The following is a 22,154-nucleotide window of genomic DNA, read 5'->3' on the forward strand; positions in this document are numbered from 1 at the left end:
GGCGTTACTCACTGGGCGACGCGAAGAGCGATATCGGTGCGGTAGTGCCCGCCCTCGAGGGTGATGTGGCCGAGCGCTTCGTAGGCACGCTCGCGGGCGACCGCGAAGGTTGCGCCGGTCGCGACAACGCTCAGCACGCGTCCGCCGGTGGCGACAAACTCGTCACCCTTTCTGGCGGTGGCGGCGTGGGCGATGGTGATTCCGGGAACGGCGAGTGCCGCATCCAACCCTGTAATCGGACGACCGATCTTGGGGTTCTCGGGGTAGCCCTCGCTGGCGAGCACAACGGTGACGGCCACGTCGTCGGTGAACACGGGAGTCGCGTGGTCGGGCAGGCCGCCGGTCGCCGCTGCGTAGAGCAGCGAGCTCAATGGCGTAACGAGGCGGGGGAGTACAACCTGCGTCTCGGGGTCACCGAAACGAGCGTTGAACTCGATAACGCGGATGCCGTCCTTCGTGACAATGAGGCCACAGTAGAGCAGACCAATAAACGGCGTTTGCTCATCGGCGAGCTGGCGGATCGTGGGGATCGCGATCGTGTCGATGACTTCTTGAACGAAGTTCTCGGGGAGCCAGTTGAGCGGCGAGTAGGCACCCATTCCGCCGGTGTTGGGGCCATTGTCGCCGTCGTAGGCGAGCTTGTAGTCCTGGGCGGGCGAAAGCGGAACAACGTTGTGGCCGTCGCTGAGCAAGAAGAGGGAGACCTCTTCGCCGGCGAGGTACTCCTCGATGAGAACGCTGCCCTGGCCGAGCCAGAACGTTGCGTGGTCAACGGCGGCGTTGCGGTCGCCCGTCACGAGAACGCCCTTGCCGGCAGCGAGGCCATCAGCCTTCACTACGTAGGGGGCGCCGAACTCGTCGAGAGCCTCGATGGCTTCGTCTAGGGAACCGGCCCGGTGGGCGCGACCGGTGGGAACGTTGGCGGCATCCATGATGCGCTTGGCGAAAGTCTTGCTGCCTTCAAGAGCAGCGGCAGCCTTGCCCGGGCCGAACACGGCGATGCCGCGGCGACGCAGATCGTCGGCGACACCGGCCACGAGAGGAGCCTCGGGCCCGATAACAACCAACTCAATGTTGTTGTCGAGGGCGTACTCGGTGACAACGTCACCACGCGTGGGATCGAGCGCCACCGTCTCAACCACCGAAGCGATACCGGCATTGCCGGGCGCAGCGGTGATTTCGTGCGCCTCTTCCTCGCTGAGGAGAGACGTAACGATGGCGTGCTCGCGGGCACCGGAACCTAGAACAAGAATTCGCACAACGACAGCCTAACCAAGCCCACAGCCTCAGTTGTTAGCGTTCAGCCCAACTTGCTAGCGTTCAGGCATGGCAAAGCTGAAAATAGCCCCCATTGCAGGCGAGGCAAGCATCCGATTGGTGCGCGACGGTCGGGCAGACCGCGACGCTATCGCGACTGCTGTGCGCTACCTCCTGCAGGTGCTCGCCAACACCGCGGAGGGCAACTCAGTTGAAGTTCGAGTGCCACCGCACGGCGCCGTTCAAGCTATCGAAGGCCCTAACCACACGCGCGGCACCCCGCCCAATGTTGTTGAGATGGATGCCGAGACCTGGATTGCCCTCGCCACGGGAACACGCGAGTGGGCCGAGGCCCTCGACTCCGGCGACATCAGCGCCTCGGGGTCGCGTGCCGACCTCAGCGAATACCTCCCAGTTGTGTGGGAGAGAATAGCTCCGTGAGTATTACGCCAGAACACGAGCCCGCGGCATCCGCCCCGCAGCAGCCTGCGATGAAGACCACGGTCGAATCGACGGGCGTGAGCATTCGCCGTGCGCCCAAGTACGGCGCGTTCATGATTGTCGGTGGCGGGCTTGGTGCCATCGCCACGTTTATTCTCACGATGTCGTTCCCCGTTGATCCGTCAGTCGGATTCGGTGCCCTCTTCGGCTACTTCAGCCTCTTTGGTATTCCTGCCGGTGTTGCCGTCGGTGCTCTCGTTGCGCTGATCGCCGACCGTTCATCGCGTCGTCGTGCCAAGACCGGCACGGCCGAGCACGAGATCTCAGAACCAGAAGCGTACGAGGGCACCCTCGAATAACGAGCGCTAGCCCAGATCTCGAGCGCTAACACCGCGGTCGACCGCACGCGGCGACGTGAACGAAACTGCGAGCGCTAGCTCAGCTGCGTCTTCTCGAGCCAGTCGAGGTAGTCGGGTGTGATGTTGCCCGAAACGTATTCGCCCGTGAAGCAGCTCATTTCGAGCGAGCTCACGTTCGAGCCTTCGGTGATGGCAGCCTGCATGTCTTCGACCTCTTGGTAGATGAGGGCGTCGGCGCCGAGCTCCATGGCGATTTCGGGGATCTTGCGACCGTGACCGATGAGTTCCGCCCGAGTCGGCATATTGATTCCGTAGACGTGGGGAAAGCGCACAGGCGGTGCCGCTGAGGTGAAGGTGACCTTGTTGGCGCCAGCTTCGCGCGCCATCTGCACGATCTCTTTCGAGGTTGTTCCGCGCACGATCGAGTCATCGACGATCAGGATGTTCTTGCCCTTGAACTCGGTACCCATCGCGTTCAGCTTCTGCTTCACGCTCTTCTTGCGCTCGGCCTGGCCGGGCATGATGAAGGTGCGGCCCACGTAGCGGTTCTTGTAGAAACCTTCGCGGTATTCAACGCCGAGCTTTTGGGCGACCTGCATGGCGGCGGGGCGTGACGAATCGGGAATCGGCATGACCACGTCGATGTCACCCATCGGCGTGTACTTGGAGATGGTGTCGGCGAGCTTGTCACCCAATCGCAGGCGAGCTTCGTAAACGGAGATGCCGTTCATGATCGAGTCCGGGCGAGCCAAGTACACGTATTCGAACGAACACGGAATGAGCACCGGTGCTTTGGCGCACTGCTTGGAGAACATTTCACCATCGGGCGTAATGAAGATCGCTTCGCCGGGCTCAACATCCCGCACCAGTTCGTAGCCGGCGCTTTCGAGCACGAGAGATTCGGATGCCACGATCCACTCGTTGCCGACCAAGCCAGTCTGGCGGCGCCCCAATACGAGCGGGCGGATGCCGTAGGGGTCGCGGAACGCGAGCAGACCGTGCCCGGCGATCAGCGCGATCGCGGCGTAGGAGCCCTCAACGCGGTCGTGCACGCGCGAGATGGCGGTGAAAACCTGCTCGGGGTCGAGGTCGAGACCCGACACCTGCTCTTGAAGTTCATTGGCCAGCACGTTGACGAGCAGTTCGGTGTCGCTCGTAGTGTTGAGATGGCGGCGGTCGATGCGGAACAGCTCGTCAGTGAGCTGCTGCGTGTTCGTGAGGTTGCCGTTGTGAACAAGGATGATGCCGTAGGGCGCGTTCACATAGAACGGCTGCGCTTCGTTCTCGTTGAAGGCGTTGCCCTTGGTGGCGTAACGCACGTGGCCGAGGCCCGAGGTGCCGACGAGGTTGCGCATGTCGCGAGTGCGGTACGCCTCGCGAACTTGGCCGTTGGCCTTCTGCAAGTGCAGGGTGCTGCCATCAGAAGTGGCGATACCCGTGGAGTCTTGACCGCGGTGCTGCAGAAGCAGCAGGGCGTCATAAACCTGCTGGTTGACGGGCTGAGAAGAGACGATACCGACAATGCCGCACATGCTTTCGCGTGGCTCCCTGAGGTCGTAGAGCGCGTACCCGGTGTGAGTACGGTCTAGCTTCTCACATTCGGCGCTGTGGCTGCGTGCCTATTGGTGCTGCGCGGTACGCTGGAGCCGTGACCGAGAACTCTTCCTCCAGTTATGCCGCAGCCGGTGTTGACACCGCCGCTGGTGACCGTGCCGTCGAACTCATGAAAGCGGCCGTCAGCGCCACTCATGGGCCCAACGTGGTCGGAGGGTTCGGCGGCTTCGCTGGCCTCTATGACGCCTCGTTCTTCAAGGACTACAAGCACCCGCTCATGGCGACATCGACGGATGGCGTTGGCACGAAGGTTGCGATCGCTCAGGCGCTCGACAAGCACGACACCATCGGTCAAGACCTCGTCGGCATGGTTGTTGACGACATCATCGTCGTGGGCGCCAAGCCCCTCTTTATGACCGACTACATCGCGTGCGGCAAGGTCGTTCCCTCACGTATCGCCGACATCGTTGCCGGTATTGCTCGTGGATGCTCGGCTACCGGCACTGCGCTGGTCGGCGGCGAAACGGCAGAACACCCCGGTCTTCTCGGCCCCGACGACTACGACGTTGCTGGTGCAGCAACCGGCGTGGTTGAAGCCGGATCTCAGCTAGGCCCGCACCTCGTGGCCGATGGCGATGTTGTAATCGCGATGGAGTCCTCGGGCATCCACTCAAACGGTTTCTCGCTCGTTCGCCACATTCTGGCCAACAACAAGGTTGGTTACAGCGACCATCTCAACGAACTCGGCGGAGTCGTCGGCGAAGTGCTCCTCGAGCCGACCCGCCTCTACACAATGCCGCTGCTCAACCTGCTCGACGCTCAGCCCGGGGCAGTGCACTCGCTCAGTCACGTCACCGGTGGTGGCATCGCCGCCAACCTCGCGCGCGTGCTGCCCGTTGGCTCGTGGGTCGAAGTTGAGCGCTCGACGTGGTCGCCGCCCGCCGTATTCCGTGTGCTCTCGGACATGGCTGGTTCCAGCCTCGAAAGTGCCGAAGGAACCTGGAACCTTGGCATCGGCATGATCGCGATTGTGGCGGCGGATGCTGCCGACGCGACCATCGCCGCCCTCACTGCCGATGGCATCCCCTCGTGGGAAGTTGGTCGTGTTTCGATGGCCGCCCACGATCTTTCTGGCTTCGAACAGGGTGCCAAGGGTGTGAATGGTGGTGCCGTGCGCTTGAATGGGCGCTATGGCAACTAAGCAGCCCGACAACTCGGTTGACGTCGACAACGACGTGCAATCAGCAGAACCCGAAGACGTGTCCACCGTGGTGGACGAGAACCAGGACGACAGTGCGGCTAGCGACGTAGACGTCGACGCGGAAGCTGCCGAAGCTGATGCCGACGCAACGCAGCGCCCCGAACCCCTTCTCGCGCGCGACGGGTCACCCGCCGCCGCGCTCTGGAGCCTCAACTCGCGCTGGCGCCACATCAATCACGGCTCCTACGGTGCCGTTCCGGTCTTCGCCCAGCTGCGCCGCCTCGCCTACTTGCAAGAAGCCGAAGGTGCGCCGCAGCGCTGGTTCGGTGCTGCGCCCGAACGCGTTGCGCAGGCTCGTGCTGACCTTGCCGATTTCATCGGAGTGGATGCCGACCGCTTCGCTTTCGTGCCGAACGCTAGCGCTGGCATGACGGCATCCATTCGCGCGTTGCAGCTCAAGCCCGGCGACGAGGTTGTCATCACCGACCACGCGTACGGTGCCGTCGCCTTCTCAGCCAAGCGTGAAGCCCGCCAGCGCGGAGCCAAAGTGCGTACCGTGCCGATCGAGTTGGATGCTTCTCCGCAGCAGATCGTAACCGTGCTCGGCAAGGCGCTCGCCAAGAAGCCTGCCGGCCTCATCATCGACGCGTCGAGCTCGTCAACGGCGCGCGAGTTTCCCATTGCCGAACTCGCCACGCTTGCTGCCAAGCATGGCGTGCCCCTGCTCGTGGATGCAGCGCACGCGCCTGGCGTGCAGCACCGGCCTGCAGAGGGCGTCGCAGCATCCGCCTGGGTTGGAAACCTGCACAAGTTCGCGTGCGGTTTTCGCGGAACAGCCGTGCTTGTGGCCGAGAAGAAGTTCGCGAAAGAGCTGTACCCGGTGATCGACTCGTGGGGAATGGACGAGCCCTTCCCCGCGCGCTTCGACCAGCAGGGCACGATGGACTACACGCCCTATCTCGCCACAGTGGACGCCATCACAGGTCTTGAAGATCGCATCGGCTGGGATGCCATCCGCAGCTATATCGAGTCGCTGCTCGACTACTCCACCGATGTTGTCGCGGATGCTCTCGACGCTGCCTCAGGCGAAGAGTCGCGGGTGGATGTCGCAGCTCCCGCCCCCGGAATGCGCCTTCTGCGCTTGCCCGGCACTCTCGCGGCAACGGGCCCGGAGGCTCAAGCTCTGCGCCAGCGCATCACCGACGAGCTCGGTTTCGAAACGCAGATCACCAACTGGCGCGACGCCGGCTACCTGCGTCTTGCCGCTCACGCCTACAACACCGCTGAGGACTACGAGCGATTTGCTGAGGATGCCGTGCCGACGCTCGTGGGCTGGAGCCGCGAAAGCTAGTCGCCGAGGCGGCCAGCTACTCCAAGCAGGCCAGCTACTCCAAGCAGGCCAGCTGCTCCAAGCAGGCCAGCTACTCCAAGCAGGCCAGCTGCTCCAAGCCGGCCAGATCCTCTAGCGAGAAGTCGTGCTTAACGAGAAAGGCGAGCATCCGGCCCCGAGGGGCTAGATGCTCGCCTTTTTCATAAAACGTTGCGGTGAAGATGGCTTATTAGGCGCTACGAGTTTCTTCGTCGTCTTCATCGTCTTCGATGTCGTACTTGTCGCTGTACGAGTCACCAGCGGAGTACTCCGGCCACTTCTCACTGTCTTCGGAAACCGGGACAGTGCTTTCTGAACCGCTCAATTCTCGAGCGAGCGCGCCATAGTTGGTGTCTGGGCTGAAGTACTTCAAATCCCGAGCAACCTTGGTGTGCTTTGCCTTTTGACGGCCGCGTCCCATGCGAGACCCCCTCATACGTCTGTCCCGGTGCACTGACGGTGGCCAGCGAACGAGCGAACAGGGATGGATGAAAACTAACCTGAAGTTTAGCACGCGAGACAGAAAGGTCTTGGTTGGCGATGCACAGGTGGGGTTAGGGCGGGTAACGTTAGCGCGTGACATCCACTACCGAAACCGACACCTCCGTTGTCGTTATTGGTGCTGGCCAAGCAGGCCTCTCTGTTGCCTACTATCTGCGGCGACTCGGTCTCGACCCCGGTAACGACTTTGTGCTCCTCGATCGCGGCCCCGGAACGGGCGGCGCCTGGCAGCATCGGTGGGAAGCGTTGCGCATCGGATCGGCGCACCGCATCAACGATCTGCCGGGTCTCGACGAGCTCGGGCTGAGTTTCGAAACCGCCGACCGTCATATGCCGGCCAAGAAAGTCGTGGCCGACTACTACCGTGCCTACGAAGATCACTATGACTTCCAAGTTGTTCGCAACGCGGATGTCGTGGCCGTCGATAATTTCGGCGAGCATTTGAATGTGACCTTCTCGCTCGATGGTGAAGAGATGAAAACCGTCAGCACAATGCTGGTGATCAATGCCACAGGCACCTGGGGTGCACCGTTCATTCCCTGGTACCCGGGCCTCAAATCGTTCGAGGGCCGCCACCTGCACACGAGTGAGTACCGCAGTGCCCGCGAATTCACCGACCAGAGCGTTGTTGTTGTGGGCGGCGGAACCTCCGCCATCGGCTTCTTGCTCGAACTCGAAAACCTTGCCTCGAACCTCACGTGGGTCAGCCGCCGGCCGATCGACTTTCTTGAAGACGGCCCCCTCAACCTCGAAGCGCGCAAAGAAGCGGTGCTCATCCAAGACGAAGCGGCGCGTGCCGGGCGAGTGCTGCCCAGCATCGTCAGCGGCACGGGCGTACCGCGCACCCGCCGCATCCAAGCCGGAATCGAACGGGGCGTTCTGACGCCGCGCCCCATGTTCTCGAGCATCGAGCCGAACGGAGTGCGCTGGAAAGACGGCGCCTTCCAGCAGGCGGATGCCATCATCTGGTCCACAGGCTTTAGGCCAGAACTGCGCCACCTCGCTCCGCTGAAACTGCGCGAGAAAGAGGGCGGCGTAGCTGTGGGACAGGGCGTGGCGTGGCGGGACCCGCGCGTCTTCTTCGCTGGCTACGGCCCGCAGGCATCCACCATCGGTGCCAACCGAGCGGGGCGGATGATCGCCCGTCAAGCCATTGCCACCCTCAGCAAGATTCAAGCCATGAAAAACGGTCGCTAGCCAGCGCTGTTCGTGCGAGCTCTGTTGGGCTGGCGCTGTCGCACGGGATTCGGGAGAGTGGACAGGGCCTGCGGCGTGGCAATGACGGCTGTTGAGCTTAGGCTCGCGGCATGATCACGACGCTGGCGATTGACGGTTTCCGCTCTTTGCGGCACATAGTGCTGCCCATCACCGGGCTCACGGTGATCTCGGGAGCTAACGGCGTTGGAAAGTCGAGTGTCTACCGCAGCTTGCGCCTGCTTGCCGAGGTTGCCCAGTCCGGTGCCATTGCGGCGCTCGCGAGGGAAGGCGGCGTGCAGTCCCTGTTGTGGGCGGGGCCCGAGGCAGGGGCCTCTGCGGCACGTCGTTTCGGGCATCCGGTCGAGGGAACGATGCGTCGCGATGTCGTCGCACTCAAGCTCGGTTACGCCAGCAGCGACTTCGGCTATGCCGTCGATTTCGGGCTGCCTACTAACCAGCAGACCATGTTTGCTCGTGACCCGGAGATCAAGGCAGAAGCCGTCTTCAGCGGCTCGGTGTTGCGCCCGGCCACCGCGCTGACCGAACGGCGCAACGGGGCAGTGCGCGTACGGGGTGATTCGGGCGAATGGGTGCCGCACGACTACCGGCTGCGGCCCACCGAGAGCATGGTGGCCGCGTTCGCGGACCCGTCGACAACCCCTGAACTGCTGACGGTGCGCGAAAACCTTGGTTCATGGCGCTTCTACGATCACTTTCGCACCGACCCGCACGCGCCAGTGCGGCAGCCGCAGCTGGGCACTCGTGCTCCGGTGCTGAGCCACAGCGGCACCAACCTGGCTGCTGCACTCCAGACGATTCGCGAGTTCGGCAATGCCGCTTTGCTTGACCGAACGATTGCGCGAGCCTTCGATGGGGCTTCGGTGAAGGTGCAATCCAGCGACGGGTTGTTCTCGCTCGCCATGGTGCAACCAGGGCTCTTGCGGCCGCTCGATACCCTCGAGCTCTCGGATGGCACCCTGCGGTTCTTGCTGCTGGTTGCGGCACTGTTGTCGCCCAACCCGCCCGCACTGCTCGTGTTAAACGAGCCCGAGACGAGTCTGCATCCCCGGTTGCTCGCACCCCTGGCGGAGCTCATCCAGGCGGCAGCCGAGCAGACTCAGATCGTGGTGGTGTCGCACTCCTCTGCGCTCGTTGACGAACTCGACGAATCAGGAGCGAGCCGCATCCATCTCGTCAAAGTCGACGGTGAAACCGCGGTAGACGGGCAAGGGATGCTGGATGAACCCGCGTGGAGTTGGCCGAAGCGCTAGTGAAGTGCGGCGGCGGCGGCGCTCGCTAGCCAGCGGATGCCACCTCGCGAATGAGGTCGCGCAGGGCAGTCAGTTGGGGGCGGTTGTCGCTCGAGCGCCACTGCATCTCGAGCGCTAGGGTCGCGGGTTGCGCGAGCGGGATCGCGATGAGGTCTTCGGGCAGATGACCGATTAGCGCGGCAGAAACTAGCGAGAAGGCGCGGGACTCGGAGAGGAGGTAGAGCCGCGATCCCACGATGCGCGGTGGGCTCACGAGCAGCAGCGGGCTGAGCCCGCGCGAGGTGCAGATCTCGAGCAGGTAGTCGAAGTAGGCGGGGTTTTGTTCGCGAGGCCACAGCAGTAGCGGCAGGTCACCGAGTTCGGGGAGTTCAAGGTGGGCGGCGTTCGCCAGCGGATGCTTGCGGCTGATCGCGACGAAGACCTGTTCGCGCACGATCACTTCGCTTTCGTAGCCCTCGGTGGCATCCAAGAAGCGGCCAAGGCCGATATCGGCGTGCTCGCTTACAAGGCGCGCAGTGACGCCGCCTGTGTCGACGAGAACGTCTTCGATGCGCACCGACGAAAGGCTTTGCTCGGCCCGACTGATCACGGCGGGGAGGAGGCGGTTGACCACGCTGGGGGAGGCCACGATGCGGGCGGTGCGGATACGGCTCGGCTCATAGAGTTGCACTTCTCGGACCACCTGATTGGCGTGGGTGAGCAATTGGCGGCCCTCGGTCGCCATCGCCTCTCCCGCTTGCGTGAGCTTTGCCGAACGGCCGGAGCGGTCGAGCAGGGCCACCCCGAGGGCGCGTTCGAGGCGACTCACTTCTTGGCTCACGGTCGGTTGCGAGATCTCCAGTGCCTCAGCGGCTCGCCCGAAGTGCCCGGCATCGGCCACGGCAACGAAAATCTCCACCTGACGAAGCGTAATTTTCATAGGCTAAGGCTATCTAAACTGCATCCACTCTTTCTGGATTCTCTGCAATCGACTAGTTACGGTTGAAGCAGCGGCACGCCTCCGGCGAACCTTCAGCGACGAGCACCAGCGAAGAAAGAGATTGACCATGTCTACACCCGTCATTCACGTCTCCCAGGAAGTCCAAGACGCAGTTCGCGAGAACCGCCCCGTGGTCGCCCTTGAATCGACCATCTTTACTCACGGGCTTCCTCGCCCGCGCAACCTCGATGTTGCCCTCGAAGCGGAAGCCGGGCTGCGCGCGCAGGGCGTCACGCCCGCCACGATCGGTGTGTTCAACGGTGTGCCGACCGTCGGCCTCAGCACTGAGCAGATCACTGAGCTTTCCAACACCGACAAGATCGCCAAGGCAAGCCTGCGCGACCTTCCCGTCGTGCGCGCCCTCGGCATCCACGGTGGCACCACGGTCGCGGCAACCGCGTTCCTTGCCCACCACGCGGGCGTCAAGGTCTTCTCGACCGGCGGCCTCGGCGGCGTGCACCACGGAGCCTCCGAAACCTTCGACGAGTCGGCCGACATGACCACGCTCGCTCAGATCCCGATTCTTGTGATCAGCGCCGGAGTGAAGTCGATTCTCGACATCCCCGCCACCCTCGAGCGCTTCGAGACCCTCAACATCCCCGTCATCGGTTACGGCACCACCAAGTACCCGGGCTTCTACGTCACCGACTCCGGCTTCAGCATTGGCTACTCGGTCGACACTCCCGAAGAAGCAGCCGCGGTCGTGAACGCGCGCGACGAGCTCGGTCTGCCGCAGTCCGTATTGCTGGCCAACCCCGTTGCCGCCGACAAGCAGCTTCCTCCGGAGCAGCTCGACGACATCCTCACCCGCGCCTGGGCTGAAGCCGACAAGCAGGGCATCAGCGGCAACGCCTCGACCCCGTTCTTGCTCGACTTCATCCAGAAGGACACCAAGGGGCTCAGCCTCGACGTCAACGTTGAGGTCTACCGCGGCAATGTTGCGCTCGGTGGACTCGTCGCCACGGCGCTCACCCGCTAGCGGCCAGCCGCTCATGCTCGGAATCATCGGCGACCTCGTTGAAGACGTTGTCGTCTGGCTGGCTGAACCGCTGAGGCATGGCACCGATACCGCTGCGGAAATCTTTCACACCCGCGGCGGTAGCGGTGCGAACGTCGCGAGCTTTGCCGGGCGACTCGGCCCCACGCGTTTCATCGGTTGCGTGGGCAATGACCATCTCGGCACCCTGCTCGTTGAGGGTCTCGAGGCTGAAGGTGTTGATGTGCGCGTGCAGCGCAAACACGTCACGGGCACCGTCATCATCCTGATCGACCAAGACGGTGAACGCAGCATGGTGCCTAACCGCGCGGCAGCGACGATGCTCGATGAGGTTCCGGATGCGTGGCTCGACGGTCTCGAGCTGCTGCACGTTTCGGCCTATTCGTTCAATGGAGCGCCCGTCGGGGAAACCGTGATCGACGTCATCCGTCGCGCCAAAAAACGGGGCATTCTTGTCTCGATCGACGTCTCCTCCACGGGGATGCTCGCCCAGTACGGCATCGATCGCTTCCTTGATCTCATGGCTGACCTCAGCCCCGACTTCTTGATCGGCAACGCGAGCGAGATGGAATGTCTCGGAGTCGTCGTCGACGGCCTACCCGGCGCTGTTGCTGCTCGGCTCGCGAAGACCATCATCGTGACGAAGGCGGGAGCGGATCCCACCCTCGTTCACGAACCTGGTCAGGCGCCGCTGACGGTGGCGGTACCCCCGGTTCCCGAAGTGCGCGACCTCACCGGCGCTGGCGATGCTTTCGCCGCAGGGTTCTTGACGTCATACCTCGCCAGTCGCGACCTGCAGAAGGCGTGCGTGGGCGGTCACGCCTCCGCGGCCCTTGTGCTGGCATCGCCGGGAGCATCCTCCGGAGCAGCGTCGAAGTGACTCGCCTCTTTGTGAAAATTTGCGGCATCAGTACGCCGGATGCCGCCCTGGCGGTAGCGGAGGCGGGTGCCGATGCGATCGGGTTCGTCTTCGCCCCCGGCAGCCCGCGTCTCGTCCTTGACGATCAGGCACTTTCGCTCACGCAGGGGCTGCCTTCGGAGATCGAGACCGTTGGAGTTTTTCGCAACCAGCCGATCGACGAGGTGCTCGCCATCGCTCGCCGTGCCGGCGTCGCGACCGTGCAGTTGCACGGCGATGAGAGCGACGCCGACTTCGACCGGCTGCGCGCCGAAGGTTTCGGCACCATCCGTGCTATTTCGGTGGAGGACTACCGCCGCCGCAGCCTCGCCGGTCAATTGCGAGCGGATGACCGGCTCCTGATTGACGCCGTCGAGCCCGGTGCTGGCGCTACCTTCGATCCCGCGCTTCTGGAGGGCACCGCGCTGCCGGAGTCGTGGATTCTCGCCGGTGGGCTCACGCCCGACAACGTCGCCGAACTCGTGCGCACGCTGCAGCCCGGTGGGGTGGATGTCTCGAGTGGCGTCGAAGCGAGTCGCGGCGTGAAAGACGTGACGCGCATCCGCGACTTTATCGCCGCTGCTCGCTCGGTCTAAGCATCGCTCGCGCGAGACCGTCGCGACTCAGCATGAACGGGCCAGCTGCTTAGCCGCGCAGTCTAGGAAGCGAGCGCGATCAACCCGAAGTAGGTGGCGGCTGCGACGCCAATGCCGACGACGAGGTTGGCGAGCACGCTGATCACCGCAACGCGCATCCGCTTCAGGGTGACGTTCTGCATCGTCTCCACGCTCAGGGTGCTGAATGTGGTGAGACCGCCGCACAGCCCGGTGAGCAGAATGATTTCGAGGTTCGCGTCAATGGTGCCCACGTGGGCTAGCCCGGCGAGCGTGCCACCGAGCGCCGATCCGACAACGTTCACCACGAGCACTGCCCAGGGGAAGCCGGGATACGACGAGAACGCGCGCGCTGTCAGGTAACGCAGTACTGCCCCGGCGGCTCCGGCCCCGAGGATCGCAAAGACAACGCCGGCGGTCATTCGTTCACCAGATCTGGTTGGCTCCGACGGGCAAGCCCGGCGCGCAGTCCGAGAGCGGCGGCAGCGAGCCCGAGAACGAGGGTGGCGGCGACGTAGATAAGGGCGGGGAGCCACTGATCAACGCCAATGAGATGCACGGCGGCCACCGCGAGAGCGGAGAATGTGGTGAACGAGCCGAGGAGTCCGGCCCCCAAACCAGCACGTGCCCACGCGGGGGATGGCGCCCACAGTTCGGCGACGACAAGCGCGAGAACGAAGCTGCCCAGAATATTGGCGATCAGGGTGGAGATGGGGAAGAGCCCGTCATCCGTGGTGAAGGCAAGGTCGAGAGCAAAACGCATTCCGGTGCCGAGTGCGCCGCCGACCGCGACAGCAGCTATTTCACGAATCATGTGCTGCCTTTCGTGTGCCAATGCTCAAGCGGGTGCTGCCTACACGATCACCCTAGGGCAAGCGGCAGCCGCGCTGTGTCATCCACCCCGTTCGGCGGCACCCCGTGCAGTCCTAGACTGAGGCCATGACCCGAATTGCTGCGCGCCGCCGTCGTTGGCCGTGGATTGTGCTCATTGTTGTTGTGGTGTTGCTCGTGCCGATCGCCATCATCGTCGTGCCGATCCTCACCCACGAGAGTTCGGGTCAGTCGAGCCAGCAGCTCGTCGACGGAGAATGGCCGCTCTCGGTCACCGCCGAAGGGGATGACGGTCGCACCCGCACGTTGACTCTCGCCGGAGAAAATGGCGAACCGATCGACACCGAGGCGCTCGTTCGTGGCGAACGGGTAGTCGTGACGGGAACCGGCTATGACGGAACTCAAGGCGTTTATGTTGCCGTGTGCGTCATCCCTGAGACGTCGGCTGACAAGCCGGGGCCGTGCATCGGTGGCGTGCCGAGCCAGCAGCAAGAGAACGTGGCCGAGGGCACTGTGCAGTGGGCTCCCAGCAACTGGATCAATGCCGACTGGGCTTGGCGACTCTTCGGCGCTCGCAGCTATGACGACACCGCTACGGGCACCTTCACCGCATATCTCGAACTGGGTGACCCGCTCGGCGAAGACGCCGATTGCATCACCAACGAGTGTGGCATCTTCACGCGCAACGACCACACGGCGCTCAATGACCGGGTTCAGGATGTCTACGTTCCGGTGCGGTTCACCGAATAAAGCATCGCCGGATCGCCGGATCGCCCGCGCCCAGCAGTCGCGCTAGTGCTGAAACAGGCATTCGCTTGACATTGACGTAACGTCAACCTTTACCGTCGAGGTATGGCCCACGACAGCACCGCACCCACCGAGCGTTCCATCAACGACGTCGCCCGCATCACGGGCACCACGTCGCGCACGCTGCGGCACTACGACAACATTGGGCTCCTCAGCCCGAGCCGCATCGGGACCAACGGCTACCGCTATTACAACGCGGATGCCCTCGCCCGCCTTCAGCGCATTCTGCTGTTGCGCGAACTCGGGCTCGGCCTAGCGGCTATTGCCGAGATTCTCGCCGGTCAGCGCGATGACCTGAAAGCGCTGAGTGACCACGTGCGCCTGCTGGAAAGCGAGAAGCAGCGCATCGATCGCCTCATTGCGTCGGTGACCAGCACCATCCACAAGATTAAAGAAGGAGAGCCCCTCATGGCTGAAGAAATGTTTGACGGATTCGACCACACCGCGCACAAAGACGAAGTGGAGCAGCGCTGGGGTTCCGACTCCTACGCGGCGAGCGACATCTGGTGGAAGGCGATGAGCGCCGCCGACCGCGCAACGTTCGTGGCGGCGCAGAAACAACTCGCGGCCGACTGGGCCACCGCTGCCCAGCGCGGTGATGACCCCGAAAGCGACGAGGCTCAGGCGCTCGCGCAGCGACAGTTCGACGGCCTCGTCGGAATCCCCGGCACCCCGAGCGAAGGCAAGGCGGGGCCGCCGCGCGAGTACTACCTCGGCCTGGCCGACATGTATGTCGCCGACCCGCGCTTCGCTCGCAACTACGGCGGGCAGGCCGGCGCCGAGTTCGTACGCGCGGCCATGGTCGCGTTCGCGGCCAAGCGCTGGGGCTAAAGCGCGGGGCTCAAGCACTGGGGCTAAAGCTGGGGCCAGGGCGCTGGCATCACGGCGCCGAAGTTCACGCGGCTGCGTTGCTCGTGCAGTGCAGCCGCGTTTCCTAGCGTCGTTAGTTGACGGTGACGTCGGGGCTCGGCTCCGGCGTCACTACGGTGCCGGCCGTGATGGCGGCGGGCACCATGAGGCGCGGCATCGTGAAGTGCACGATGGGTCCGATGAGCAGCGCGAACGCCAGCGTGCCCCAGCCAAGGTTCCCGCCCAGAATCGCGCCGATCGTCAGCACGACGAGTTCGATGCTGCTGCGCACGATCCAAATCTTGCCGCCGTAGCGGTGGTGGATGCCCGTCATCAGGCCATCGCGTGGTCCGGGCCCAAAGCGTGCCCCGAGGTAGAGCCCGGTGGCGATTCCGAGTAACAGCAGGCCGGCGACGAAAACAAGAATGCGCAGGCCGAGCCCCTCAATCTCGGGCAAGATCCAGAGCCCTACTTGAGCGCTAGGCCCCACGAGGGCCACGTTGAACACGGTGCCGATTCCAGGCTTCTGCCGAATCGGGATCCACAGCAGCAGCACGATCAGGCCAACGATGTTGGTAACAAGGCCAAAGGGGAGGCCGGTGCTGAGCGAGACGCCCTGGCCGAGCACGTCCCACGGGGCCACACCAATCTCCGCGCGAATCATGAGCGCAATGGCAAAGCCGTAGAAGAACAGGCCGAAGCCGAGCTGCGCGATGCGTCGGGTCATGGTGAGGCGGGGAGTCATAAAAGCATCCAATTACGAAATTGGCCTCCTAACAAGAGGCCAATCGGGCTATGGTGGCCTGATGAATAGCCTTTCGGCCCGCGCATTGGTCGTCATGATGGGTGAGTGGCGGGCTGCAGGATCCAATGCGGCGTATCTAGCCGTCTCCGACCGCATCCGCCTTCTCATCATGGATGGCCGCATCCTGACCTCGACGCGCCTGCCGGCCGAACGTGAGTTGGCGCTCGCTCTCGGCATCAGTCGCACCACGGTATCGGCGGCCTACTCGGCGCTGCGCGAAGGCGGCTATGTGGAGAGCACCCGCGGTTCGGGCAGCGTTGCCCAGTTGCCGCATCGAGCGAGTCTGATTCCTGATCCCGCTGCCCCGCAAATGCTCGACTTCAGTAAGTCAACAATCGCGGCCGCCCCCGAAGTTATTGAAGCCTCTCGCCGAGCAGCCGAACAGCTGCCGGCCTATCTGGGGGAATCGGGCTTCGATCCCGTGGGTATCCCCGTGCTGCGTGAGGCCATCGCTCAGCGTTACGCCGACCGCGGTCTGCCCACGAGCCCCGACCAGATCATGGTGACGCTCGGCGCTCAGCACGCCATCGCGCTCATCTCGCGCACGCTCATGTCGCGCGGAGACCGTGCCCTCATGGAAAACCCGAGTTACCCGCACGCGCTCGATGCGCTCCGGGCGGCCGGGGCTCGCCTCGTGCCGGTCGGGGTCTCGACCGAGACTGGCTGGGATGCCATTGCCGTGGAGCAGGCTATCCAGCGCACGAGCCCCTCGCTCGCCTATCTCATGCCCGACTTTCACAATCCGACGGGCCAATCGATGCCCGACGAGCTGCGTGCAAAGGTGCTGTCGCTCGCGGCTCGCCAGGGCACCGCTGTGATCGCTGACGAGACGATGGCCGAACTGGATCTCGATGGCACCGGCAGTCGGCTGCCCTTCGCCGCGCACGGCAACGCCATCTCCGTGGGTTCAGTTGGTAAAACGGTCTGGGGTGGTCTGCGCACCGGTTGGATCCGCGCCGATCACGCCACTATCCGCCAACTCGTGCGTGCTCGCTCCGCCGGTGACCTCGGAACCCCGCTGCTCGAACAGCTCGTCGTCACCAACATTCTCGAGACTTTCCCCTCGATTCTGGATGCTCGGCGCACGTCTCTGCGGGCCGGCCGCGAGCACCTCTCCTCCCTCCTCGCCGAGCAACTGCCGTCGTGGCAAGTGCCGCACACTCCGGGCGGAATGACCGCGTGGATCGGCCTCGGCCAACCCGTGAGCTCGCAGCTCGTACTCGCCGCCCGCAACGAAGGCCTCGTCATTGCGGCAGGACCGCGCTTCGGGATGGATGGCGCGTTCGAACGCTTCCTGCGTATTCCGTTCAGTGTGGGCTCTGCCGAATTGGAACAGGGCGTCTCGGCGCTCGCCGCAGCCTGGTCGACCGTGATGCGGCATCCGTTCTCACCGGCCAGCAGTGAGTTCGCGAACGTGGTCTAACGCTCAGCGCGCGTTACGGGGCGATAGTTCGCGAGCGACGGCATCGGCAGGATTAACGCAGATGTAATCTCGCGAGAGTACGCGGAATGCTGAGGGTGCTGAGAGAATTGATCTAACCAAGAAGTGGTTTTGCGACCGCGCCCGCGTTTAACAGCAACGAAAGTTCCCCGTGCATCTGCTCTCCGTTTTCTCTTTGCGCAACCGAGCCCTCATCGCGCTTGTCACCATCGTCATCGGAATTTTCGGTGGCGTGGCGCTCACGTCGCTCAAGCAAGAGCTCATTCCGTCACTGTCGTTGCCGCAGATTTTCATCGTCTCGACCTACCCGGGTGCATCGCCCGAGGTCGTCGATAAGGACCTCGCGGGGCCGCTCGAAGCAGCCATCCAGGGCGTTGAAGGGCTCGAGTCCACTACCGCAACGTCGAACTCGAACTTCGCCAACATCTCGGCATCATTCGAGTACGGCACCAACATCGCTACCGCCGAGCAGAAGATTCAGCTCGCTATCAACCGCATCTCGGGCCAGCTCCCTGACTCGGCAGATACTCAAGTCTTCACCTTCAACTTCACCGACCTCCCGGTTGTGCAGATCGCCGTCTCGAGCGACCTCGACCCGCTCGAACTTTCGAACAAGCTCGAAGCTTCCACTCTGGTTGAGCTCAATAAGTTGGAGGGCGTCAGCGATGCGAGCCTGCTCGGAACCGCCACGCAGCGACTGGTCATCACTCCCGACCAAGACGAACTCTTCATCAATGGTCTGAGCAACCAAGACATTCTGTCGGCGCTCGATGACAACGGTGTGCTGCTGCCCGCCGGTGAAATTACCGAAGATGGTCAGACGCTCACGGTGCAGGCTGGCCAGCGCATCACGACGGCCGATGGAATCGCGGAACTGCCCCTGCTGGGCGGCTCGAACACCGATGTCGTCACGATCTCTGACGTGGCCACCGTCGAGGTCATCGACGATCCCGCGACGGGCATTTCGCGCGTCAACGGCGAACCCGCACTGACGATCGCGATCACCAAGAGCCCTGCCGGCAACACGGTTTCCGTCTCCGAAGCCGTTCTCGAAGCAATCCCCGAGCTCGAAAGCGCGCTCGGCAGCAACACCCAGTTCACCGTCGTCTTCGACCAGGCTCCCTTCATTCAGGAGTCCATCGATAGCCTCACGACCGAAGGTCTGCTTGGCCTCGTCTTCGCCGTGATCGTGATTCTGGTGTTCCTGCTGTCGATTCGTTCGACGCTGGTCACCGCGATCTCGATCCCGGCATCCGTACTCATCACCTTCATTGGTATGCAGGTCTCGGGTTACACGCTCAACATCATCACCCTCGGAGCGCTCACGATCTCGATTGGTCGAGTGGTGGATGACTCGATCGTGGTTATTGAGAACATCAAGCGTCATGTCTCCATGGGGGAACCGAAGCTGCAGGCGATCCAGACTGCGGTGAAGGAAGTTGCGGGAGCCATCACGGCATCCACGGTGACGACCATCGCGGTGTTCTTGCCGCTCGCCCTCGTCGGCGACATCACGGGAGAGCTGTTCCGCCCGTTCGCGCTGACGACCGCCATCGCGCTTGCCGCGTCGCTGTTTGTGTCCCTGACGATCGTGCCGGTATTGGCGTACTGGTTCCTCGGCAACAAGGTCGCACCGCGTCACACGGAGGCTGCCGTCGAGCACGCTCACGCTGCCGGCCTCCCGCAGGAAGAGAAGACCAACGCTCTGCAGCGCGGCTACCTGCCCGTGATCAAGTGGACGCTCAAGCGCCCTCTGGCCACGCTGCTCGCTGCCGTTCTGCTGCTCGGCGGCACCGTGGCGCTTGTCCCGTTCATGAAGACGAACTTCATCGGCGACAGCGGCCAGAACACGTTGACGGTCAACCAAAGCTTGCCTCTCGGCGCCAGCTTGGAAGCTCGTGACGAGGCCGCCATGAAGGTTGAAGAGGTTCTGATGAATCTCGACGGCATCGAAACTGTGCAGCTCTCCATCGGATCCAGCGGTGGCTCATTGAGGGCCGCATTCTCCGGCAGCGGAGCCAATGCGTTCTCGCTCACGACCGATCCCGATCTCGATCAGACCCAGTTGCAAGAAGATGTGCGCGACGCTGTCGCTGACATCGAGGATGCGGGCGAGATCACCCTTGCCGCAGCGTCAAGTGGCTTCGCGTCGAGCGACATCGAGATCAACATCACGGCCACGAGCGATTCCGAACTGCGCGAAGCGTCGGATGCTCTGCTGGAGCAGGTGCGTGACCTCGACGTCGTAGCCGAAGCCACCAGCAACCTCTCGGAACAGCAGCCCTTTATCTCGATCGTGGTTGACCGCGACAAGGCCGCCAAGCTCGGTCTCAGCGAAATCGCGGTGGGCGGAATCGTCACGGGCGCAATGAACCCGAACGCGGTCGGTAGCGCCGTTATCAACGAAACTACGCTCTCGATTTACATCCTCAATGACCTCGCCCCCACCACGATCGAGGAGTTGAAAGACTTCAAGATCCCCGGCGCCACGGGACTCGTTCCGCTGACGGACGTGGCCGCTGTCTCGGTGGAAGATGGCCCCGCGAGCATCACCTCGGTCAAGGGTGTGCGAAGCGCCACTCTGAGTGTGACGCCGGGTAGCGATGACGTGGGTACGGCATCCGCTCTGGTTGCTGCTGCTGTGGACGAAGCAGAATTGCCTGCTGGAGCCTCAGCCGAACTCGGTGGTGTTGCCACTGAACAGACCGATGCATTCCAGCAACTCGGACTTGCCCTGCTTGTCGCAATTTTGATCGTGTACGTCGTCATGGTCGCGACCTTCAAGAGCCTGCGCCAGCCGTTGCTCTTGCTCGTTTCGGTGCCGTTCGCGGCCACGGGAGCGATTGCGCTTCAGGTGATCTCCGGCATCCCGCTCGGTGTTGCTTCGCTCATCGGTGTGCTCATGCTCATCGGTATCGTCGTGACAAACGCGATCGTGCTTGTCGACCTCATCAACCAGTACCGGGTCAGGGGCATGCGTGCGCACGACGCCATCATCGAGGGTGCGTCACGTCGACTCCGCCCGATTCTGATGACGGCCGCCGCCACGATCTTCGCGCTTCTTCCGCTCGGCATCGGTGTCACCGGTCAGGGCGGCTTCATTTCGCAGCCGCTCGCCATCATCGTGATCGGCGGACTCCTCTCCTCAACCGTTCTGACGCTCGTGGTTCTTCCGGTTCTTTACTACGTCGTTGAAGGCGCCAAGGAGCGCCGCGAAGACCGCAAGGCTTCCGGCACCGATCGCAAGAGTCGGCGAGCCGCCAAGAAGGCCGGTCGCGAGACTCCGGTAGTCGCTCCGGCCGAGTAGCTGACTGCCGCGCTAACGAGCAGTCGCGCATCCTCATCGTTCGACTCCATTTCCCTCAGATGCCTTAAGCTGTTCTGGGGGAAATGGAGATTATTTCATGAACAATGCTGGGGGAAACAGCGCGCTGGGACAACGAATTCCAGTGCCAGCGGTGCGCGCCGAGACGTTCGGCTGGGCGCAGAAACTGTGGGCATCGAGTCCCGCTGTCTGGCCGAAGACGCCCCCGAAGGTGGCGCCCTTGACTCTCGCAACCCACCTACTTTTCGCACTGTTTCTCATTGCGGCGCTGGTCGGTGCCACCGTCTACTTTCTTGAGTACTTGGCGACGAGTGCAACCGAGATGAATCGTCAACTCATCGTCGGCGTTATTGCCGCCGAACTCGTGATCGCTGTCGTCGCGGTGACGCTCGCCCGGTTCAACCTCGCTGTGGGAGCCGCACGTTTCTTCTTCCTCTTCTTTGTTGTCTCGGCAGCATTGGCAGTACTCGGTACAGTGCTCGCCATCGTGTTTGATCAGGAACTGGCGTTTGCCTATTCGACGATTCCGCAGCTCGCCAACGTGCCGTCTCTTGCCGTCGCTGCGGTGTTCGTTGCCCTCTCCATCGTGGTCTGGGTCAAAATAACCACTCAGGTCAGCAGCTTCGCGCACTGGCGCTCGAACGTGCTTACCGCGATGCGAACCGTTTTTCCGAACGGTCAGCGCGAGCGTCACTTTGCCGGGGAGCCCGTCATGATTGACGAGAACTCGGGGGAACTCGAGCGCCGACTCGCTGTCGCCGAGCGGTTGACGGCTCCACTGCTCGAGCAGCTCATCCGTATGCCGGGGGTCTCGATCGTTCAGGGCCTTGAAGTTCCGGGGTCGCGAACGGCCCACGTCGGGCACGCGGTTGTCGCGGGCAACCAGATCGCGTTCATCGATTCCTTGCTCTGGGCGCCGGGCGACTATGTTCTGGATGCCTGGGGCCGCGTAGTGCGCGATGGCAAGATCGACGAACACATCAACGTCACCACCGCGATCGCTGCGCAGCGTCTGGCTGCCGATCGACCTCAGTTGGTGACCAAGTCGTGGGCTGTCGTGCATCGACTGGCGGATGCTCCGCTCACGATCGCCAGTGACCCGAACAATGCGGTGCGGCTCGTGATTCCAGAGGAGTTGCTCCGGGAGGTCGGTGACTGGCTTGCGCCCGTAGGGGAGCAGCTCGATGTCTTCGCGCTGCAGTTCGCAGTGAATTCTCGCCTCAAGTAGGAGGCGGGCATCCGGTGCGCTCTCGCTATTGTGCGCCCGATGACGTAAAGTTGATAAGTCGGCTCAAGACAGCGCGAAATCTCGCGTATGGGTTTGTAAGTCTTGCGGGCCGGTTTGCCAGTCCATCCAACTGGTGACAATCACACGAATGTATGTGACGGCCTCGGTCAAAGACTGCCCGGGTTCAGTAGTACAGCGTACGAAAACTCACGCTAATGAGTACGTAGCTA

Annotated in this window: 21 protein-coding genes; 14 read left to right on the forward strand and 7 right to left on the reverse strand. The window is 63.1% G+C overall.

All coding sequences use genetic code 11. The features are described 5' to 3' along the window. Positions 1-8: 8 nt before the first annotated feature. Positions 9-1,259 carry a phosphoribosylamine--glycine ligase gene (purD, locus tag CLV85_RS02530; RefSeq protein WP_100388031.1) on the reverse strand — a complete coding sequence of 417 codons (1,251 nt, stop codon included), beginning with the start codon at positions 1,257-1,259 and terminating at the stop codon, positions 9-11. A gap of 67 nt (positions 1,260-1,326) precedes the next feature. Here purD and CLV85_RS02535 point away from each other — a divergent pair, with 67 nt between their 5' ends. Continuing rightward, positions 1,327-1,698 (forward strand): sterol carrier family protein, encoded by a 372-nt coding sequence (locus CLV85_RS02535; RefSeq protein WP_100388032.1) that lies wholly within the window; start codon positions 1,327-1,329, stop codon positions 1,696-1,698. Beyond that, positions 1,695-2,057, forward strand: a complete 363-nt coding sequence (locus CLV85_RS02540; RefSeq protein ID WP_100388033.1) for a hypothetical protein — start codon at positions 1,695-1,697, stop codon at positions 2,055-2,057. Before CLV85_RS02535 ends, CLV85_RS02540 begins: the two co-directional genes overlap by 4 nt. Positions 2,058-2,131: 74 nt before the next feature. Here the strand turns inward: CLV85_RS02540 and purF are convergent, their stop codons facing one another. Then, positions 2,132-3,589 (reverse strand): amidophosphoribosyltransferase, encoded by a 1,458-nt coding sequence (gene purF, locus CLV85_RS02545; protein WP_100388034.1) that lies wholly within the window; start codon positions 3,587-3,589, stop codon positions 2,132-2,134. A 116-nt stretch (positions 3,590-3,705) separates the two neighbouring features. Here purF and purM point away from each other — a divergent pair, with 116 nt between their 5' ends. Both purM and CLV85_RS02555 read left to right on the forward strand, forming a co-directional pair. Further along, entirely contained in the window at positions 3,706-4,812 is a 1,107-nt protein-coding gene (gene purM / locus CLV85_RS02550) for a phosphoribosylformylglycinamidine cyclo-ligase (RefSeq protein ID WP_100388035.1), read from the forward strand. After that, entirely contained in the window at positions 4,802-6,163 is a 1,362-nt protein-coding gene (locus CLV85_RS02555; protein WP_157847470.1) for an aminotransferase class V-fold PLP-dependent enzyme, read from the forward strand. Before purM ends, CLV85_RS02555 begins: the two co-directional genes overlap by 11 nt. Before the next feature lie 208 nt (positions 6,164-6,371). On the opposite strand, the gene CLV85_RS02560 is transcribed toward CLV85_RS02555, so the two are convergent. Further along, positions 6,372-6,602 carry a DUF3073 domain-containing protein gene (locus tag CLV85_RS02560; protein ID WP_100388037.1) on the reverse strand — a complete coding sequence of 77 codons (231 nt, stop codon included), beginning with the start codon at positions 6,600-6,602 and terminating at the stop codon, positions 6,372-6,374. Between the two features lie 155 nt (positions 6,603-6,757). On the opposite strand from CLV85_RS02560, the gene CLV85_RS02565 reads away from it, so the two are divergent. Both CLV85_RS02565 and CLV85_RS02570 read left to right on the forward strand, forming a co-directional pair. After that, positions 6,758-7,879, forward strand: a complete 1,122-nt coding sequence (locus CLV85_RS02565) for an NAD(P)-binding domain-containing protein (RefSeq protein WP_100388038.1) — start codon at positions 6,758-6,760, stop codon at positions 7,877-7,879. A gap of 110 nt (positions 7,880-7,989) precedes the next feature. Then, entirely contained in the window at positions 7,990-9,150 is a 1,161-nt protein-coding gene (locus CLV85_RS02570) for an AAA family ATPase (protein WP_100388039.1), read from the forward strand. Positions 9,151-9,175: 25 nt separating this feature from the next. Here CLV85_RS02570 and CLV85_RS02575 read toward each other — a convergent pair whose 3' ends face one another. Further along, positions 9,176-10,069, reverse strand: coding sequence for a LysR family transcriptional regulator (locus tag CLV85_RS02575; RefSeq protein WP_100388040.1), 894 nt, complete (start codon positions 10,067-10,069; stop codon positions 9,176-9,178). Positions 10,070-10,196: 127 nt separating this feature from the next. Here CLV85_RS02575 and CLV85_RS02580 point away from each other — a divergent pair, with 127 nt between their 5' ends. The 3 genes from CLV85_RS02580 to CLV85_RS02590 are packed head-to-tail and all read left to right on the forward strand — an operon-like array spanning position 10,197 to position 12,620. Then, on the forward strand, positions 10,197-11,108 hold the full coding sequence (locus tag CLV85_RS02580) for a pseudouridine-5'-phosphate glycosidase (RefSeq protein ID WP_100388041.1): 912 nt from the start codon (positions 10,197-10,199) through the stop codon (positions 11,106-11,108). After that, positions 11,077-12,006 carry a carbohydrate kinase family protein gene (locus CLV85_RS02585; RefSeq protein ID WP_229820374.1) on the forward strand — a complete coding sequence of 310 codons (930 nt, stop codon included), beginning with the start codon at positions 11,077-11,079 and terminating at the stop codon, positions 12,004-12,006. Before CLV85_RS02580 ends, CLV85_RS02585 begins: the two co-directional genes overlap by 32 nt. Beyond that, a complete protein-coding gene (locus tag CLV85_RS02590) occupies positions 12,003-12,620 on the forward strand; it encodes a phosphoribosylanthranilate isomerase (RefSeq protein ID WP_100388042.1) in 618 nt (205 codons plus the stop codon). Before CLV85_RS02585 ends, CLV85_RS02590 begins: the two co-directional genes overlap by 4 nt. Before the next feature lie 62 nt (positions 12,621-12,682). Here CLV85_RS02590 and CLV85_RS02595 read toward each other — a convergent pair whose 3' ends face one another. Both CLV85_RS02595 and CLV85_RS02600 read right to left on the reverse strand, forming a co-directional pair. Next, positions 12,683-13,060: a fluoride efflux transporter FluC gene (locus CLV85_RS02595; protein ID WP_100388043.1), complete on the reverse strand. Its 378-nt coding sequence runs from the start codon at positions 13,058-13,060 to the stop codon at positions 12,683-12,685. Further along, entirely contained in the window at positions 13,057-13,452 is a 396-nt protein-coding gene (locus CLV85_RS02600; RefSeq protein ID WP_100388044.1) for a fluoride efflux transporter FluC, read from the reverse strand. Before CLV85_RS02600 ends, CLV85_RS02595 begins: the two co-directional genes overlap by 4 nt. 125 nt (positions 13,453-13,577) lie before the next feature. Here CLV85_RS02600 and CLV85_RS02605 point away from each other — a divergent pair, with 125 nt between their 5' ends. Both CLV85_RS02605 and CLV85_RS02610 read left to right on the forward strand, forming a co-directional pair. Continuing rightward, entirely contained in the window at positions 13,578-14,219 is a 642-nt protein-coding gene (locus tag CLV85_RS02605; protein ID WP_100388045.1) for a hypothetical protein, read from the forward strand. 102 nt (positions 14,220-14,321) lie between these two features. Beyond that, a complete protein-coding gene (locus CLV85_RS02610) occupies positions 14,322-15,107 on the forward strand; it encodes a MerR family transcriptional regulator (RefSeq protein WP_100388046.1) in 786 nt (261 codons plus the stop codon). 112 nt (positions 15,108-15,219) lie between these two features. Here CLV85_RS02610 and yczE read toward each other — a convergent pair whose 3' ends face one another. Continuing rightward, positions 15,220-15,870, reverse strand: coding sequence for a membrane protein YczE (gene yczE, locus CLV85_RS02615; protein ID WP_100388047.1), 651 nt, complete (start codon positions 15,868-15,870; stop codon positions 15,220-15,222). Between the two features lie 61 nt (positions 15,871-15,931). Between yczE and yczR the strand changes: the two genes are divergently transcribed. The 3 genes from yczR (at position 15,932) to CLV85_RS02630 (ending at position 21,924) form a co-directional block, all read left to right on the forward strand. Then, positions 15,932-17,353: a MocR-like transcription factor YczR gene (yczR, locus tag CLV85_RS02620; RefSeq protein ID WP_100388048.1), complete on the forward strand. Its 1,422-nt coding sequence runs from the start codon at positions 15,932-15,934 to the stop codon at positions 17,351-17,353. Between the two features lie 169 nt (positions 17,354-17,522). Next, positions 17,523-20,678, forward strand: a complete 3,156-nt coding sequence (locus CLV85_RS02625) for an efflux RND transporter permease subunit (RefSeq protein WP_100388049.1) — start codon at positions 17,523-17,525, stop codon at positions 20,676-20,678. Positions 20,679-20,907: 229 nt separating this feature from the next. Next, positions 20,908-21,924, forward strand: a complete 1,017-nt coding sequence (locus CLV85_RS02630; RefSeq protein ID WP_229820503.1) for a hypothetical protein — start codon at positions 20,908-20,910, stop codon at positions 21,922-21,924. Positions 21,925-22,154 lie beyond the last annotated feature (230 nt).

Origin of the sequence: Salinibacterium amurskyense (assembly GCF_002797685.1) — a bacterium.
GTDB classification, from domain to species: Bacteria; Actinomycetota; Actinomycetes; order Actinomycetales; family Microbacteriaceae; genus Rhodoglobus; species Rhodoglobus amurskyensis.